This is a genomic window from Halomonas sp. 3F2F, from assembly GCF_014897805.1.
GTDB lineage: Bacteria > Pseudomonadota > Gammaproteobacteria > Pseudomonadales > Halomonadaceae > Vreelandella.
Window position 1 is genome coordinate 1 of record NZ_JABUZE010000106.1, and the last position, 18602, is coordinate 18602.

At 53.2% G+C, this 18602-nt stretch carries 13 protein-coding genes, 1 tRNA gene and 1 other RNA gene; 11 read left to right on the plus strand and 4 right to left on the minus strand.

All coding sequences use genetic code 11. The features are described from left to right. Positions 1 to 342: 342 nt before the first annotated feature. Positions 343 to 1197, minus strand: coding sequence for an ABC transporter substrate-binding protein (locus INT21_RS11810; RefSeq protein ID WP_226930635.1), 855 nt, complete (start codon positions 1195 to 1197; stop codon positions 343 to 345). Positions 1198 to 1451: 254 nt separating this feature from the next. Here INT21_RS11810 and INT21_RS11815 point away from each other — a divergent pair, with 254 nt between their 5' ends. Further along, entirely contained in the window at positions 1452 to 3626 is a 2175-nt protein-coding gene (locus tag INT21_RS11815; RefSeq protein WP_193085217.1) for a TonB-dependent receptor, read from the plus strand. 344 nt (positions 3627 to 3970) lie between these two features. On the opposite strand, the gene ffs is transcribed toward INT21_RS11815, so the two are convergent. From ffs to INT21_RS11830, 3 genes are all read right to left on the minus strand, one after another. Beyond that, an RNA gene (gene ffs / locus INT21_RS11820) (signal recognition particle sRNA small type) lies at positions 3971 to 4067 on the minus strand. A gap of 55 nt (positions 4068 to 4122) precedes the next feature. Then, positions 4123 to 4199, minus strand: a tRNA-Met gene (locus INT21_RS11825). Positions 4200 to 4302: 103 nt separating this feature from the next. Further along, a complete protein-coding gene (locus INT21_RS11830; protein WP_193085218.1) occupies positions 4303 to 5235 on the minus strand; it encodes a choline ABC transporter substrate-binding protein in 933 nt (310 codons plus the stop codon). Between the two features lie 230 nt (positions 5236 to 5465). Here INT21_RS11830 and betI point away from each other — a divergent pair, with 230 nt between their 5' ends. The 10 genes from betI to INT21_RS11880 all read left to right on the plus strand — a co-directional run bounded on the left by betI (position 5466) and on the right by INT21_RS11880 (position 18566). After that, on the plus strand, positions 5466 to 6089 hold the full coding sequence (gene betI, locus INT21_RS11835) for a transcriptional regulator BetI (protein ID WP_193085219.1): 624 nt from the start codon (positions 5466 to 5468) through the stop codon (positions 6087 to 6089). A gap of 10 nt (positions 6090 to 6099) precedes the next feature. After that, positions 6100 to 7569, plus strand: coding sequence for a betaine-aldehyde dehydrogenase (gene betB / locus INT21_RS11840; protein ID WP_193085220.1), 1470 nt, complete (start codon positions 6100 to 6102; stop codon positions 7567 to 7569). Between the two features lie 99 nt (positions 7570 to 7668). Continuing rightward, positions 7669 to 9345, plus strand: coding sequence for a choline dehydrogenase (betA, locus tag INT21_RS11845; protein ID WP_193085221.1), 1677 nt, complete (start codon positions 7669 to 7671; stop codon positions 9343 to 9345). 198 nt (positions 9346 to 9543) lie between these two features. Further along, positions 9544 to 12030, plus strand: a complete 2487-nt coding sequence (locus INT21_RS11850; protein WP_193085222.1) for an acyl-CoA dehydrogenase — start codon at positions 9544 to 9546, stop codon at positions 12028 to 12030. A gap of 444 nt (positions 12031 to 12474) precedes the next feature. Continuing rightward, positions 12475 to 13572 carry an ABC transporter ATP-binding protein gene (locus INT21_RS11855; RefSeq protein WP_089038534.1) on the plus strand — a complete coding sequence of 366 codons (1098 nt, stop codon included), beginning with the start codon at positions 12475 to 12477 and terminating at the stop codon, positions 13570 to 13572. Then, positions 13565 to 14662, plus strand: coding sequence for an ABC transporter ATP-binding protein (locus INT21_RS11860; protein ID WP_193059619.1), 1098 nt, complete (start codon positions 13565 to 13567; stop codon positions 14660 to 14662). The genes INT21_RS11855 and INT21_RS11860 overlap by 8 nt, the downstream gene beginning before the upstream one ends. Beyond that, complete coding sequence (locus INT21_RS11865; RefSeq protein WP_089038536.1) at positions 14659 to 15546, plus strand: carbohydrate ABC transporter permease; 888 nt, start codon at positions 14659 to 14661, stop codon at positions 15544 to 15546. The genes INT21_RS11860 and INT21_RS11865 overlap by 4 nt, the downstream gene beginning before the upstream one ends. Before the next feature lies 1 nt (position 15547). Continuing rightward, entirely contained in the window at positions 15548 to 16444 is an 897-nt protein-coding gene (locus INT21_RS11870; protein ID WP_193059620.1) for a carbohydrate ABC transporter permease, read from the plus strand. 15 nt (positions 16445 to 16459) lie between these two features. Continuing rightward, positions 16460 to 16732, plus strand: coding sequence for a DUF2160 domain-containing protein (locus INT21_RS11875; protein ID WP_038484947.1), 273 nt, complete (start codon positions 16460 to 16462; stop codon positions 16730 to 16732). A 94-nt stretch (positions 16733 to 16826) separates the two neighbouring features. Beyond that, positions 16827 to 18566, plus strand: coding sequence for an ABC transporter substrate-binding protein (locus INT21_RS11880; protein ID WP_193085223.1), 1740 nt, complete (start codon positions 16827 to 16829; stop codon positions 18564 to 18566). Positions 18567 to 18602: the final 36 nt, after the last annotated feature.

Sequence of the window (18602 nt, forward strand, 5' to 3'; positions counted from 1 at the left end):
ATAAGCCTCGCTTTATACACCATAACTTATGCGGATTCACTTAGATAGCCAGTTCCCTAAGATATCCCTCAAAATGATCACGGAGCTTGTGAGATAGTATAGCGCTCAACCTCAGTCCAATAGGTAGACTGGTATCATCATCACACGGTAGCAGAATCAATTTATGGCACACTAGAACTAGCACGACAGAACTCAAATACGTATAGATACTGAGTGGAACAAACGTAACACCTCCTTCCGATTTCCTCTTGTGGGGTACATGCCCTGCCGTCGGCTAGCACTTTTACTGGCTATTCACCCCCAGGCGCCATCTCAGGAACAGCGCCCGTATAGCGACGTGCGTCAACGTCGTGGCTGAGACGCGAGCGCAGCAACCAACTCCCGAGCAAAGCGTTGCCCGGAAGGCAGCGCTCCAAAACTCCATGCTGGCGGTAAACGCAATAAATTGGCGTTTTTAACGCTGGGCAAATGTTGCCATAAACCACTTTTCGCCAATGCGTCTTCAACACCGGTTGGCACTGGGTCAACAATGACTAGGGTTGCCTCGGGGTAATCGTAGAGTGCTTCGATAGCTGATAGTGAAAATCCCCAGGCGTTGGTGGGCCGGTCCCAGGCATTGGTCAGATTAATTTGTTCAAGCACAGCGTTGTAGAGACTGTTATCACCAAAAACCCTTACATGACGGGCATCCATAAATTGTACCATCAGTAACGGTGGCGCATCGGGGTGCTGTTGGCGAAGCGTGTTCATCAACGTATGCGTTTCGCTGATTAACTGCGCTGCCTGCAGCCGGTGGCCGGTTAGCTCACCTAGCTGACGGGTAAGTGTTTGTATCTCTTGCCAGGTATTAGTACCAGGTGAATAGGGGGAAAACGACGTGACCGGGGCAATTCTCTCCAGACGCTCCGTCAGTCCAGCGAACATCGGCGAAATGAACGTTTGCGTCGGGGGCGATTGCGCCATGAGCTCGAGGTTGGGCTGTGATCGCAGACCAAGATCTACAACGCCGTCGGGGATCCTTGGCTCCCCTACCCACTCATGGTAGCCATTTTTTTGGGCGGTACCGCTCAGCGGCGCGTCAATGGCCAGTAGCGTTTCGGCAATGGTCCAGTTGATGGTGGCCCACTGTGCGTGGGCATTCGACAAGGGCAACAAGCAAGCGGCTGATAAACAGCAGCGGGCCACGAAAGAGAGCATCGACCGATAACACATAGCAGCGAGAGCATCAGAAAGAAAATAGGCATCACATTTAGACGCCAATACCCTTTTTTTGCAAGGCGGGTACGGAAAAAATATCACCCGCAGATGCTAATACATCTCATTTTGTTTATCATGTAGGCCTATGCTTGAGGGGTGACCACGGCACGGCAGCCAAGCCCTCCGCTTTCTTACATCAGTTTCATAAAAACGTGGCGGCTCGGCGCTGCTGTAAAAATGATCGGATCGACACTATGTCTCTTGGGAACACTTTCAACACAGCGGCTAAGCGCCGCAAAGCTCAGCTCCTGCGCGCGCTAACACTGATCGCAATGGGTATCACGCCTGCGAGCGCCTGGGCGCAGACGAGCACTGCCAATCAGTCCTTGGATACCGTCACCGTCACGGGCTCCATGCCTACCTACGGAGATACACCACCGCCAGCCTTCGCCGGAGGCCAAATCGCGGCGGGTGGCCGCGTAGGGTTGATCGGTGAAAAGGACGCGATGGACGTGCCTTTCAACGTCATCAGCTATACCAGTGAGCTGATGGAGAACCAGCAATCCCAGACACTGGGCAATACGCTTCAGAACGATGCCTCGATATCGGTAGGACTGGGCTTCGGCATCTATGGCGAAGCGTACAAGGTACGCGGCTTTAACTTGGCCGGTGACGACGTGGCTTACGGCGGTCTATACGGCGTGCTGCCACGACAAATCATCAACAGCGACCTTGCTGAGCGCGTCGAAGTCTTCAAAGGCGCCAGCGCCTTTACGTCGGGCATACCTGTCGGCGGGAGCGGCGGAATCGGTGGCACCATCAACATCGAGCCCAAGCATGCCGGTGATGACCCGATGCTCAATCTATCCAGTGGTTACCGCTCCGATGGCTATGGCGAAGTGGGCGTCGATGCTAGCCAGCGGTATGGTGATCAGCAGCAATGGGGGGCACGGATAAGTGCCGTGCGCGGCCGTGGTGACACCGCCATTGATGGCGAAGCTCAGCGCGATACCTCCGTCGTCGTTGGGCTCGACTACCGTGGCGATCAAGGCCGAATACTGTTCGATGTCGGCCATCAAAAACTCACCCTTGATAGTGGCCGCTCAAGCGTTAATACCGGCGCGGCAACTCAGATACCCGCTGCGCCGGATTCATCGTTGAACTACACCCCCTCTTTCGGTGGGACTGAGCTAGAAACTAACTTCGGCATGGTCAGGGGCGAATATGACCTCACCAACACCTGGACCGCTTTCGCGGCCTTGGGGGGTAACCGCACGCTCGAAGGCATTGTGTCGGCGACTCCGCGCCTTACCAATGACGCGGGTAACGCCAGGGTCAATGACTTCGAAACCGATAACCACATTGACAACATTGCCAGCCAGGTGGGGCTCCGTGGCTACGTGCTGACCGGCCCGGTCAGCCATGACATCACCTTCGGCTACTCTAGCGCCTATCGCAAGTTCGACACCGACTGGAACTTCCTCGCGGCTGGCACGACCAACATCTACGATCCTGTCGATTTATCTCGCCCAGATGGCACGCCTTTCGTGGGCGGTAGTGTGACGCGCACGCGCTCCCAAGGGGGCACGCTGAGCGATACGCTTGGATTCATTGATGACCGGCTTTTACTGACACTGGGCGCACGTTATCAGGAACTTGAGATCGACGAACGCCCTAACGACGGTAGCAGCAATCGCTATGCCGATCGTCGGGTGACACCCGCCGTCGGCGCGGTGTTCAAGACCACTGACAATATCTCTCTTTACGCCAACTACGTCGAAGCATTGCAGAATGGCGGCACGGTCACCGATACCACAGCGGTGAACTTTGGTCAGCACTTGGGTATTGCCCATGCCGAGCAACACGAGGTAGGCGCTAAGTTCGACTACGGCCACCTAGGCGGTGGCATTAGCCTGTTCCAGATCGAGCTGCCCTCTGCAGCGGTCGTCGATGGCGTAGGCAGCCTGGATAACGAGCAGCGTAATCGCGGCTTGGAACTAAGCCTATACGGTGAGCCGATGACAGGAGTGCGCCTGTTCAGCAGTGCGACCTGGATAGATGCCGAACTTACCAAAACACAGGATGGCAATGAAGGTAATGTCGCCACGGGCGTTCCAGAGTATCGCTTTGTGTTCGGTGGCGAGTGGGATACCCCCTTCATTGAGCGTCTCACTGCCACTGGGCGTATCCTGCACACGGGCTCGCAGTACGCTGATGTGGCCAACGACTTGAAACTGGATTCCTGGACACGCCTCGATCTTGGCCTGCGCTACACCACACCGGTCGGTGGCGCTGACTGGATCTGGCGCGCAGATATCGACAACATTACCGACGAAAATTACTGGTCAGGTGCTTCGACGTCCTTTGCGAATTATTTGATTCAAGGCGAACCGCGCACCTTCAAGCTTTCGGCGACCGTCGAGTTTTAAAAAAAGCATCCTCATTACCGTTACCATGAGGGTGCTTCCTATCAAGCGCCCTCACTGTTTGCGGCGGGGCAATAAAAGACTTAACTTGAGGGGAGTATTCAAGGTGGTAGCAGGCATCTAACTCTAGGGAAGACTCTACAGTATGAGCAGAGGCAGTTTTGAAGCTAGCAAATTTGTAGAGGTTCTTGACACGGGAGTGACGGAGTTTGCGCCTGTACATGACAACACCTCATTGAGTAGGTTTACTACAAAATCAGGTTATGTCACGAGAGACCGCAAATCATGTCATTTTGATCGGAATTTATGCCAAAACAGGCCGGAAACGGCACTAGAAATGGAGGCGGCCCCAAAAGCCACATCCCGGCACACGCAGCCACCACTACCGTTGCTCCCTTCCGGGCCTGGCGGGGTTTGCAGTTTAGCGTTGCGGGAGGACCTAAGGGGCCACCATAACGGTACACTCTGATATTTCTAAGTGAGTGTACTAATGCTGATGTGGTGGCTACGCCCTGATTTGAACAGGGGACCCCATCATTATGAGTGATGTGCTCTAACCAGCTGAGCTACGTAGCCTTTCCCTCATCAACGGGTGAAGATTATGCCTATCTTAACTATGAAAGGCAAGCCAAAAACGACCTGCCTTTCATTCAACTACCCTGTTAAGTGAATAGTGTGCTTATAAAGCTGCTTGGACTGCTGGCAGTGCTTCTTCGCCAGCTCGAGTAGTCACCCCTTCGAGCCATGCTGCTAGCACATCATCGTTTTCATTGAGGTAACTGCGTGCTGCCTCTCGCGGGTCTACCCCATCGTCCATAATGGCACTCATCAGTTGGTTTTCCATTTCCAGGGTGAATGTCATATTTTTTAGCAATTCACCGACATTAGGGCACGCTTCAACAAACCCCGCACGAGTATTGGTATGTACGGTTGCGCCCCCCAGGTTAGGGCCAAAATAGTCGCCAGCATCAGATAAATACGCCATATCAAAATTAGTGTTCATTGGATGCGGTTCCCAACCCAAAAACACCATCCATTTTTCATTGGGTACCCTCGCGCGAAGCTCAGCCAGCATACCCGCCTCGCTCGAATCGATGACTTGCCAATCACCTAGCCCATAGGCGTTATCATCAATCATTTGCTCAATCAGCTCGTTACCATCATTGCCAGCTTCAATGCCGTGTAAACGCTGCTCAAACTGATCAGCATGCTCTGCCAGATCATTAACGGAGGTCACGCCCGCATCATAGACATATTGGGGCACTGCCAGGGTGTACTTAGCTCCCTCAAGGTTGACTACCAAGCGCTCAACCTCGCCGCGCTCGACATAGGGGTCGCTGATAGAGGCCATTGACGGCATCCAGTTGCCTAAGAAGACGTCAAAATCATTATTACCCATGCCCGCATAAGCAATCGGTACCGAGACAGTATCGACGCGCGTTTCGTAACCAAGCGCTTCCAATACTTCACTGGCCAGTGCTGTCGTTGCCGTGATGTCAGTCCAGCCCACTTCAGCAAAGCGTACACTACTGCACTCATCAGCATAGGCAGCTGCCGGTAAACAGGCAGTCAGCAGTAATGTACTTAGGCTTCGTGTATATGTCCGGTTCATATTGATCTTCTCCATTATCGGTTTTATATGAGTACGCCCTGTATGCAACATTCGTAAAGAGCAGCCGTAAAGAGCAGCCGTAAAGAACAGCCGTAAAAGCGAGAAAACAGCGCAGACTTTTATTGATTGAACGTTCAATAAAAAAATGCCATCATGATCAGGTAATCATGCCTACTCCTAGTTTTCAAGGACAGGAGCCAATGGGCATTCAACGTCAGTAGGAGATAGCTGTGCCTAAGGTGGGAATGGAACCGATACGCCGCCAGCAGTTAATTAAGGCTACCATGGCGGCCATTGATGAAGTTGGTTTAGCAGAAGCAACCGTCATGCGAATCGCCCGTCATGCTGGCGTTTCGGCGGGCATTATTAGTCACTACTTTGGCGGCAAGGATGGCCTGCTGGAAGCAACAATGCGGCAGATCTTGACCGATCTTAGTGAGGCCGTTGCAGCACGCCGCCGTGCGTTAGAAGACGACTCTCCCCGGGCGCACATTGGCGCCATCATCGAAGGTAACTTTGATCGAACCCAGGTGACCGGCCCCGCCGCCAAAACATGGCTCGCCTTCTGGGCTAGCAGCATGCACAAGCCCGTGCTTCAGCGGCTGCAGAATGTCAACGACCGCCGTTTGTACGCCAATTTATGTCATCAATTCCAGCGCGTCATGCCCCGCGCAGACGCTCGCAATGCCGCCCGCGGTTTGGCCGCAATGATTGATGGTCTATGGCTGCGTGGCGCGCTGACACCAGAAGGGCTCGACGCCGCTGAAGCGAGACATCTTGCGCACACCTATCTCGACCAACTGCTTATTCATCATGGGTGCCATCAACGTGCATCCACTGCAGAGACACAGTAAGGAGACCAACATGGCCGCTCAAGACATTCAGCCACTTTATATTGATGGTCGCCCGGTAGACGCCACTTCAGGCGAGACATTTACCGTTTCAAACCCCTACGATGGCAGCCTGCTTGCTACGGTTGGCCAGGCAAGCCAAGCTGATGTTGATAGTGCTGTCGAAGCCGCCCAACGCGGACAACGTCAATGGGCTTCGATGACGGGCATGGAACGCTCACGCATTCTACTGCGCGCTGTTGCACTGTTAAGAGAGCGCAACGATGAGCTTGCCGAGCTGGAAACTCACAATACCGGCAAGCCTATTAGCGAAACCGCCAGTGTCGATATTGTGACGGGTGCCGATGCCTTGGAGTATTACGCAGGCCTTGCCCCCGCTATCGAAGGCAGCCAGATTCCGCTGCGCGATAGTTCCTTTGTGTATACCCGTCGCGAGCCACTCGGCGTCATTGGTGCCATTGGCGCCTGGAACTACCCCATTCAAATCGCTTGCTGGAAAGCCGCTCCTGCGTTGGCAGCGGGCAACGCCATTGTCTTCAAACCTAGTGAAGTTACACCGCTAACCGCTATCAAACTGGCTGAAATCTTTACTGAAGCAGGCCTACCTAACGGTGTTTTCAATGTCGTCCAAGGCGATGGCCGCGTTGGCGCGATGCTGACTGAGCATCCAGGTATCGCCAAGGTATCGTTTACTGGCGAAGTCGGTACGGGCAAAAAAGTGATGGCCGCTGCGGGTGGCTCTACGCTGAAAGACGTCACCATGGAACTAGGCGGTAAATCTCCGCTGATCGTGTTTGCCGATGCTGATTTAGATCGTGCTGCCGATGCCGCCATGATGGCCAACTTCTACTCCAGCGGCCAGATTTGCACTAACGGCACTCGTGTGTTCGTGGAGCGCAGCGTCAAAGACGCCTTTGAGGCGAAGCTGGTTGAACGCGTTCAGCGTATCAAAGCGGGTAACCCGATGGACCCCAGCGTTAACTTCGGCCCGCTAGTAAGCTTTGAACATCAGCAAAAAGTGCTTTCCTATATTGCCTTGGGTAAAGAGCAAGGCGCGCGAGTATTGGCAGGTGGCGATTCGTGGAATAGCGGTGATTGGGCGAAGGGTGCTTGGGCTGCGCCCACCATCTTCACCGATTGCACTGACGATATGCGCATCGTAAGAGAAGAGATTTTTGGCCCAGTAATGTCCGTACTCGCCTTTGAAGACGAAGATGACGTTATTCGTCGCGCTAATGACACCAAATACGGTCTGGCGGCGGGTGTATTCAGCGAAAGCTTAAACCGTGCTCACCGAGTTATTCACCAGCTGGAAGCCGGCATTTGCTGGATCAACACCTGGGGCGAGTCTCCTTCTGAGATGCCGGTAGGTGGTTACAAAGAGTCGGGCATTGGCCGTGAGAACGGCGTCGAGACGCTCAATCACTACACCCAGACCAAGTCCGTACAGATCGAGATGGGGCCGTTTGAGTCGGTGTTCTAATCGAAGTAATGGACGCTCCCGGTAGGTATATCGAAGAGAAGTATCTCTTTTATGCCTACCGGCTCATTACCCATCATTCGGCTCCTCCAAGGTAAAAGCATGTCTCAATCACGCGAATTTGATTACATCATTATCGGTGCAGGCTCGGCCGGCAATGTACTGGCTACCCGCCTCACCGAAGACAGTGACGTCAGCGTTTTGCTGCTTGAAGCAGGCGGCCCCGATTACCGTTTCGATTTTCGCACCCAAATGCCTGCCGCACTGGCCTACCCGCTACAAGGCAAACGCTACAACTGGGCATTTGAAACCGATCCCGAACCGTATATGGATGGCCGCCGTATGGAGTGTGGCCGAGGCAAAGGCCTGGGCGGCTCTTCACTGATCAATGGCATGTGCTATATCCGCGGCAACGCCTTGGATTACGATAACTGGGCCAAGCAACCCGGCTTGGAAGAGTGGGATTACCTCAGTTGCCTGCCCTATTTCAAAAAGTGCGAAACCCGCGATATTGGCCCTAATGATTACCACGGCGGCGACGGCCCGGTCAGCGTGACCACGCCGAAAGCTGGCAATAATCCGCTTTACCGCACGTTTATCGAAGCAGGGAAACAAGCGGGCTATCCAGAAACCGAGGACGTTAACGGCTACCAGCAAGAGGGCTTTGGCCCGATGGACCGTTTCGTCACGCCCAAGGGACGCCGTGCATCGACTGCACGCGGCTACCTGGACACTGCCAAGCAGCGCAGTAACCTGACCATTGAAACCCACGCAGTCACCGATGTGATTGAATTTGATGGCAAACGTGCCGTTGGCGTGCGTTACGAGCAGAAAGGTCAGCCACACAAGGCCCGCGCTCGCCGGGAAGTGCTGTTGTGTGGCGGTGCCATTGCCTCACCGCAGATTCTTCAGCGCTCTGGCGTAGGCAACCCCGAATGGCTTCAGGAATTAGGCATTTCAGTCGTTCATGAGCTACCCGGCGTAGGCGAAAATCTCCAGGACCACCTTGAGATGTACATTCAGTACGAATGCAAAGAGCCTATTTCGCTGTATCCGGCGCTGAAATGGTACAACCAGCCAAAAATTGGTGCCGAGTGGTTATTTAAAGGTACTGGCGTTGGCGCCAGCAACCAGTTTGAATCCTGCGGATTTATTCGTAGCAATGATGAGGAAGAGTGGCCAAACCTGCAGTACCACTTCCTGCCCATCGCGATCAGCTACAACGGTAAAAGCGCCGTCCAGGCACATGGCTTCCAGGCCCACGTTGGCTCGATGCGTTCGGAAAGCCGTGGACGAATTCGCTTAACCTCGAAAGACCCACACGCGGCACCCAGCATCTTGTTTAACTACATGGCCAAAGAGAAAGATTGGCAAGAGTTCCGCGATGCGATTCGCTTAACCCGCGACATCATCGCGCAACCAGCGTTTGATAAGTACCGCGGCCGTGAAATTTCCCCTGGCCCTAGCGTACAAAGTGATGAAGAACTCGATAACTTCGTCAAGCAACACGCTGAAACGGCTTATCACCCGTGTGGCAGTTGCCGCATGGGCGAAGGTGAGATGGCAGTGACCGATAGCCAAGGCCGCGTACATGGGCTCGAAGGCCTGCGCGTCGTCGATGCCTCGCTGTTCCCGGTGATCCCTACCGGCAACCTAAACGCGCCTACTATTATGCTGGCGGAGAAAATTGCTGACCGCATCCGTGGACGTGAACCTTTGCCACGCGCCAACGTGGATTATTACGTCGCTCACGGCGCACCCGCTAAACAGGCTTCGTAACTCACTCACACCTGCATGCAACACGCTAAACGCCATGGCCACTCGCCATGGCGTTTTTTTATGGCCTATTTACGCTACAGTAAAGAGACTATAGCGAATGTATAAGAGTGAAATGCTTGCACTGATATAGGTGACTCTGACAATATTCAAACATACGTTTAAATACGTCCACAATTAACCACCCACGGAGAAACATCCATGCTCACCTTACTACTCATTGTGCTTGCCGTTGCTGGCTTGCTCGTGGTGATGCGCCGCGAAGCAGGCGCTACGCCAGCACTCGCCCTGCTTGGCGTTCTGGGCTTAGTAGGCTTAGTGCTTGGCGCAAGCGTTATTGGCACGCTGCTATTAATTGCGGCTGCCGCCGTTGCCATTGCTGGTCTACCCGTATTACGCAGCAAGTGGCTGACGCCGCGCATTTTCGCCACCTTCAAAAAGGTAGCGCCGAAAGTGTCCGATACGGAGCGCACGGCATTAGAAGCGGGCAGCGTCTCCTGGGATGGCGAGCTCTTCTCTGGCAAACCTCAGTGGGAGGCGTTACTTAGCTATAAAGACGACGGCCTGAGCGAGGCAGAACAAGCGTTTTTGGATAATCAGTGTGCGAAAGCAGCTGGCATGTGTAACGCCTGGGATATCGCCCAAGAACGCGCTGACCTACCCCAACAACTGTGGGATTATCTAAAGAAAGAAGGCTTCTTCGGCATGATTATTCCGAAGGAGTACGGCGGCCTTGGATTCTCAGCTAAGGCACAGTCCATGGTGCTGCAGAAGCTCTCCGCTAATGAGACGCTGATGGTCACCGTTGGCGTACCGAACTCACTTGGCCCAGGCGAACTGCTGCTAAAATACGGCACTCAACAACAGAAAGATCACTACTTGCCGCGCCTTGCTGATGGCCGCGAAATCCCCTGCTTCGGCCTAACCGGCCCGCGTGCTGGCTCTGATGCCACGTCGCTACCGGATACAGGCGTTGTCTGTAAGCAAGTTATCAATGGCGAAGAAGTGCTTGGCTTACGCCTTAACTTCGAAAAACGCTGGATTACCCTGGCTCCCATCGCCACCGTGGTAGGCTTGGCCTTCCGTCTTTTCGATCCAGAAAAATTGCTCGGTGACGAAGAAGACCGCGGTATTACCCTTGCACTCGTTCCCCGGGATACTCAGGGCATGGACATCGGTCGCCGTCACCACCCTATCGGCAGCCCGTTTATGAACGGCCCGATTAAAGGTAACGACGTGTTTGTGCCGCTGGATACCATTATTGGTGGCCCAGACATGATCGGCCAAGGCTGGCGCATGCTGGTCGAGTGCCTCTCGATTGGTCGCTGCATTACCTTACCTTCTGGTGCCACCGGCACCGCCCGCTACGCGCTAGGCTGGAGCGGTGGTTTTACCCGCGTACGTCGTCAGTTCAACGTACCCGTCGCTGAAATGGAAGGCGTACAGGAGCCGTTAGCACGCATGGCCTCGCTGGCTTACATCTCTGCTGCTACGGTTTACCAGACCGCCAACCTGATCGACCATGGCGAAAAACCCGCTGTTCCTTCAGCCATCTTGAAGAGCCAATTGACCGAGTTCCAGCGCGTGCTGCTTAGTGACGCAATGGATGTTCACGGTGGTAAAGCCGTTACCCTTGGTCCACGCAACTACCTAGGCATTGGCTACAGTGCTAACCCGGTGGCAATCACCGTGGAAGGCGCCAACATTATGACCCGCAACCTGATGATCTTTGGTCAAGGTGCGATTCGCTGCCATCCCTATGTACTGGACGAGCTAGCCGCTAAAGATGCCAACGACGTTAAAGCCTTCGACAAAGCCTTCTTTGGCCACGCAGGGCTAATTTTCGGCAATGCTGCCCGTGCCTTTACGCTTGGGTTTGGCTTGGGCAAAGCAAATGTCCCCTTTAGTGGCCCTGCGGCTACCTACGCCCAGGATATTGCACGCATTTCAGCAGGCTTTGGCCTATGTGCCGACGCCGCCATGGCCAGCCTTGGCTCTGAACTCAAGAAGCGCGAAATGCTCTCAGCACGCTTGGGTGATGTTCTGTCTAATCTGTATCTAGCTTCCATGGTACTGAAACAGTGGCACACCGGTGACCAAGTCGAGGGTGAAGAAGCGCTGCTACACTATAGCTTGCGGTTCTTGCTGAACCGTGCCGAACAGGCGTTCGTTGAAATTTTCGATAACCTACCGAACCGCGCGTTAGGCAAGGCATTGAAAGTTATCATCATGCCGACCGGCCGCCGTTGGAATAAACCGCATGACGACTTGGCTCGCGATATCGCACAGCGCGTATCCACACATAGCGCCCTGCGCAGCAAGCTACTTTCCAATACATGGGATAAAGATGATGGCGCAGAGTCTAACCCGCTTGCGCGCTACAACGCGCTGCTGGTGGATTATGACCGTGCCGAAACCCTCTACCGCACGGTGAACAAAGCCTATGCCAAAGGTGAGCTGCCACAAACGGCACTACATCCTGAAGCACGCATTGAAGCCGCACTGGACAAAGGAATTATCACAGAAGACGACGCACAGTTTATGCGCACTTTCGAGGCAGAGGTACTCGAGATGCTGACGGTTGATGATTTCGCCTATGACGCGTTTGCTAATGATAAATCGACGTTGATTAATCACAATGCAGCGCCTGTGGCCACGCCGCAGCAAGCAGAAACCAGCGTTAAGTAGTCCTTTCTCGCTTTAACTAGCGATCCTAACCGGCCTCTCCAGGCCGGTTTTTTTACGTATATTTTCAAAAACGAAACAAACGAACATTCGCTTATCTCACTCAGCGGCTGCTTTCCTTCTCTAAACGCCTCGTTTTAATGCCAATTTCTCACCAAAGCAACCGTCATACAGTACTCCCCACCGCTGGAGAAGCGACGATATACGCCTAAAAGCGAATACAAACCGCTACAAAAGTCGTTGCAAGTTCGCAAATGATCAACTAGCCTTTCGTTATTGAAAATAAAGTGAATGGAAGTCCGCTTGATGGTTGGCTGACAATAACGTGCAAACAGCCAAGGCTAACATCTCGAATAAGCGTGTATTGCTTCACTTTCATCAATAGCGATCAACGCAAGACCTCTACCAATAACATTTATCTATAACAATGACGTTAGCGAGATCGGCATGTCCTTACATCTGCAAAATATCGACCACATCGTCGGTGGTGAATCCCATATCAGTGGGGTGAACCTCGAGCTGGAGCCGGGTTCTTTCAATGTGCTGCTAGGGCGAACCCTGGCAGGTAAAACAACGCTCATGCGATTAATGGCGGGTTTGGAGCAACCTACCCGGGGGCGAATCTACATGGATGGCAAGGATGTCACGGGCGTATCCGTCCGCAAGCGCAATGTCTCCATGGTGTATCAGCAATTCATCAATTACCCAAGCCTTAACGTTTACGACAATATCGCGTCACCACTTAAACTGGCTAAGGCATCCAAGCAGGAAATCGACAAGCGTGTGCGCGAAACTGCCGCCATGCTGGGGATTGACCACTTGCTGGACCGCTTGCCGCTTGAGCTTTCTGGTGGGCAACAGCAGCGTACCGCCATGGGCCGCGCTTTGGTTAAGGATGCGGACCTGATCCTGTTTGATGAACCGTTGGTCAATCTTGACTACAAACTGCGTGAAGCGCTGCGCGATGAACTTCGCGGGCTATTCAAGGCGCGAAACTGCATTGCCGTTTATGCCACCACCGAGCCCAACGAAGCGCTAGCGTTAGGCGGTAACACTGCCGTATTGCATGAAGGCAAGCTGCTGCAATATGGCCCAACCGAGCAAATTTATCGCGAGCCTAACGGCATCCTAAGCGCTGAGATGTTTTCAGAACCGCCGATCAATATTGTGCCTGGGCATCTTACTGCCAATGAAATCACCTTCGACCAGGATATCCATTTCCCCTGCGATGTGGCGCTACGCAACCTACCCGCGGGAGCATACCGATTTGGAGTCCGTGCCTCTCACGTCAGCCTACAGCCGAATGCAGCTGATGATCTAGAGCTTGAAGTTGAAGTTGAAGTGGCTGAAATCAGCGGTTCGGAAACCTTCCTCCACGTGCGGCACAACTTATTTTCTTTAGTACTCCATTTGCTTGGTATTCATACCCCTAAAGTCAATCAGCGCATAAAGATCTACTTCCCTACCCACAAGCTGTTTGTCTTCGATCAGCAGGGTTCTATTGTTCATACGCCGGAAACACGGGGAGTGAATCAGCATGGCTGAGATCATACTAAAGGCTCTCGCGCATACTTATAGCGCTAACCCGACATCACCTGAAGATTACGCGATTCGCCAGATGGAACATATCTGGCACCAAGGCGGCGCTTATGCCCTGCTGGGGCCATCGGGGTGTGGCAAATCTACCCTGCTGAACATTATTTCCGGGCTGCTCGAACCTTCTGAAGGGGATGTGCTGTTTGATGGCCAGCGAGTTAACGAGTTGCCGCCTGAGGAACGTAATATCGCTCAGGTTTTTCAATTCCCGGTGATCTACGACACCATGACGGTGTTTGATAACCTCGCCTTTCCATTGCGTAACATCAACATTCCAGGCCACCGAATCACGCCAAAGGTAGAGGAAGTCGCGGAGATTCTGGAGTTAACCCCCCTGCTAAAGCGTAAAGCCAAAGGGCTGACCGCCGATGAGAAGCAGAAGGTTTCAATGGGGCGCGGCTTGGTGCGCGATGATGTCTCGGCAATTCTGTTTGACGAGCCGTTAACGGTTATCGACCCACAGCTAAAATGGAAATTACGCCGTAAGCTGAAGGAGATTCACCAGCGCTTCAATATCACCATGATTTACGTCACCCATGACCAGCTGGAAGCAGCAACTTTTGCCGACAAAATCGCTGTGATGTATGAAGGTCAGGTGGTTCAGTTCGGCACTCCTCAAGAACTCTTTGAAACCCCCGCGCATACCTTTGTTGGCTATTTCATTGGCAGTCCCGGTATGAACATTCTGGATGTACGCCACCATGCGGGGGAAGTCATCTTTGCTGATATACCGCTCCCCATACCGCAGGCGTTTGTTGACGCCATTGCCAATACCAAAAGTTCGAATATAAAAATCGGCATTCGCCCCGAGTTTGTAACCGTGCATGCCAGCAAACGTGAAGGTGCCCTGCCCGCTCGTAAACGGCAGGTGCAAGATCTAGGCACCTATTCAATTGTTACCTTTGAGTTGGGTGGTCAGGCGTTCAAGGCACGCTTGCCGGAAGGTCACCCTGAATTCGGAGACGATATTTATCTCACCTTCGACCACGATCAGTTAGGGCTGTTTGTGGACGAATATCGGGTGGAGGTTACCTCATGAATAATAAAGTCTATAACAACCGCGCTTGGCTATTAGTTCTACCAATGTTAGTGCTCGTGGCGTTTTCCGCCATTATCCCCTTGATGACAGTGGTCAACTACTCGGTACAGGACGTGCTAGGCCCCAACGCCAGCTTCTTTACCGGTACCGAGTGGTTTCGCACTATGCTCAACGACTCGGAGCTGCAAGCTGCATTTGGTCGGCAGATACTGTTTTCATTAATTATTCTGGCTATCCAGATCCCGCTGGGAATAGGAATAGCGCTGATTATGCCAAAACAGGGCTGGCAGGCGTCCGCCGTACTAATTCTGATTACCCTGCCCCTGCTAATTCCTTGGAACGTCGTTGGCAGTATCTGGCAGATCTTTACCCGTGGCGATATTGGGTTAATGGGCTGGGGGCTGCGCGAGCTGGGTATTAATTACAATATTACCCGTAATGCCGGTGACGCCTGGGCGACCATTATTTTAATGGATGTTTGGCACTGGACACCGCTTGTCGCAATGCTCTGCTATAGCGGGCTGCGCTCTATTCCTGAAGCCTACTATCAAGCGGCAAGAATTGACCGTGCTTCTAAGTGGGCAGTGTTTCGCTATATTCAGCTACCGAAGCTAACTAACGTTCTGGTTATCGCCGTACTGCTGCGCTTCATGCACTCCTTCATGATCTACGCCGAGCCCTTTGTGTTAACCGGAGGTGGACCTGGTAGTTCAACTACATTCCTAACCCAATCGCTTGCCACCATGGCTATCGGCCAGCAAGATCTGGGGCCTTCTGCCGCCTTCTCGATCATCTACTTCCTCGTCATTCTGCTAGTCAGCTGGGTGTTCTATACCACCATCATGCATCTGCAGAAAGACAAGAATTCACAGGGAGGCGTGTAAGATGTCTTACCAACTTGAAAACACCCAGCAGGGTGAAAAATACAACACTATTTTCAGTAAGGTGCCAGCAGCTGAGCGACGCAAGCGCCACTCACGCTCTCGGCTGAGAAAGCGGCTTCTGCTTGGCACCTATATCGTGCTGCTGATACTGCCCCTTTATTGGCTGCTCAATATGTCGCTGCAGACTAACAGCGAGATCCTCGGGTCGATGACGCTGTGGCCGCAAAACCTGACCTTTGACAACTACATCGGCATCTTCACTAACCCAAGCTGGTACATGGGGTACGTTAACTCCATCATGTATGTGGTGATGAATATGATCATCACCATGTTAGTGGCACTTCCGGCCGCCTATGCCTTCAGCCGTTACAAGTTCATCGGTGATAAGCACCTGTTCTTCTGGCTATTAACCAACTTGATGGCGCCACCCGCAGTATTTTTGCTGCCCTACTTCCAGCTTTATTACTCGGTCGGCTTATTCGATACGCACATCGCCGTAGCGCTAGCTCACTGCCTATTCAATATTCCGCTGGCGATCTGGATTCTGGAAGGCTTTATGAGCAGCGTGCCTAAGGAAATTGACGAAACCGCCTATATCGACGGCTACAGCTTTCCCAAGTTCTTCATCAAGATCTTCATTCCCATGATCAGTTCTGGCATTGGCGTGGTGCTTTTCTTCCTATTCATGTTTTCGTGGGTTGAACTGCTGCTGGCACGCACACTGACGTCTACAGACGCTCAGCCAATCGGCATGATCATGACCAGGACCTCGACGGCATCAGGTATCGACTGGGGCACCCTCGCGGCCGCCGGTATGTTGACCATTGTTCCCGGCATTCTGGTGGTTTACTTCGTACGCAACCATATCGCCAAGGGCTTTGCCCTGGGCCGCACCTGAGTAGGAGGAAACCTTATGTCCTGGATGGTATGGACTTTACCGACGGCTATTTTCTTTTCTTCCATTGCGGCCATGCTCGCTGGCATGACGATCTGGGAACTACGCTCGCCAAGCATTGAAAGAAAGGGATTTTTACCCATTAGCACCACCCGCGGTGATCGGCTGTTTATCGGCTTGCTGTCTGCCGCGTTTATTCACTTGGGCTTCATTGGGTTCACGTCGCTTTCAATTTGGATTGCACTAGCACTTTCAGCGGTATGGCTGCTGGTGTTAATGCGCTGGGGTTAGCCAATCAGCAATTCCAGGAAAACCCTGGCGTTAAGTACGGCAGTATCAAGGACGCTCAAGAGATCAGGGAAGAGCACAACAAAACGAGGTCAACATGCGCAACAACAAGTTCAAACTTACTACCCTCGCCGCCAGCCTCATGCTCGCATCGGGGACACTGATGGCCGACGATCACGACGCGCGGGCAATCGCGGAGCGCTTGGTCGACGAACACTTCAAAAACTCTACCTTGAGTCGTGAAGAGCAAATCGAAGAACTGCTTTGGTTTGCAAAAGCAGCTGAGCCCTTCCGCGGTATGGATATTCAAACTGTCGCAGAAGGCTTGACCACTCACGTCTATGAAAGTGAAGTGCTGGCAGAAGCATTCAGTGAGTTAACCGGCATCAACCTTACTCACAATATTATCGGCGAAGGCGACGTCGTTGATACGATGCAAAATCAGATGCAATCAGGTAACAGCATCTACGACGGTTTTGTTAATGACACCGACGCTATCGGCACGCACATTCGTTACGGCACCACCATCAACCTCACCGAGGCGATGGAAAACGAATGGGCTGACTACACACTTCCAACGCTGGACCTAGACGACTTCATTGGTTTGCAGTACGGCACCGGCCCCGATGGCAGCCTATACCAACTACCCACTCAGCAGTTCGCCAACCTTTACTGGTTCCGTTATGACTGGTTCCAGCGTGAAGACCTACAGGAGCAGTTCCGTGAGATTTACGGCTACGACCTAGGCGTGCCCACCAACTGGACGGCTTATCAAGATATTGCCGAGTTCTTTACCAAACATGTTGGTGAAATCGACGGCACTACCGTCTATGGCCACATGGACTACGGCCGTCGTGACCCGTCGCTTGGCTGGCGCTTCCACGACTCCTGGCTCTCAATGGCCGGTATGGGTAGCCCGGGCGTACCATCAGGTAATCCAGTCGATGACTGGGGCATTCGCGTTAACGAAGATAGTCAGCCGGTAGGTGCCAGCGTTAGTCGTGGCGGTGCAACCAACTCGCCAGCGTCTGTCTTTGCCATGCAAAAAGCCGTTGATTGGCTACGTGACTTCGCACCGCCTGAAGCACAGGGCATGACCTTTGGTGAAGCGGGTCCTGTGCCTGCTCAAGGTCATATTGCTCAGCAAATTTTCTGGTACACCGCCTTCACAGCAGACATGACCGATCCTACCGTGGCTGTGACCGACGATGAAGGCAACCCACTTTGGCGCATGGCACCTTCCCCTACTGGCCCTTACTGGGAAGAAGGCATGAAAGTGGGTTATCAGGATGTAGGTGCATGGACGTTCTTTGACTCCACACCCGAAGACCGTCGAACCGCTGCTTGGCTATTTGCCCAGTTCACGGTAGCCAAAACGACCTCTCTTGAAAAACTGATAGCTGGTCTAACGCCGATTCGTGAATCTGACATTTTCTCTGAACAGATGACCGAAATGGCACCTAAGCTTGGTGGTTTGGTTGAGTTCTACCGCAGCCCCAACGAATCCAACTGGACGCCTACGGGCACCAACGTACCTGATTATCCGCGTATGGCTCCGCTATGGTGGCAAAACCTAGCACCGGTAATGAGTGGCGAAGTTACCCCTCAAGAGGGCTTGGATAAGCTGGCGGCAGATATGGATAACACCATGTACCGCTTAGCTCGCGCGAACGTCTTCGATAGCTACGCCCCTGCGCTTAACGAAGAGCGCGACCCGCAATACTGGCTGGATCAAGAAGGCTCTCCTAAGCAAAAGCTTGATGATGAAATGCCGCAAGGAACGACCGTTCCTTACGATGAAATGATGGAAGCCTGGATGGAAGCGGGTACCCGCTAATCCAGTTGGGGCGGGCTTCGGCCCGCCCTATTAAGG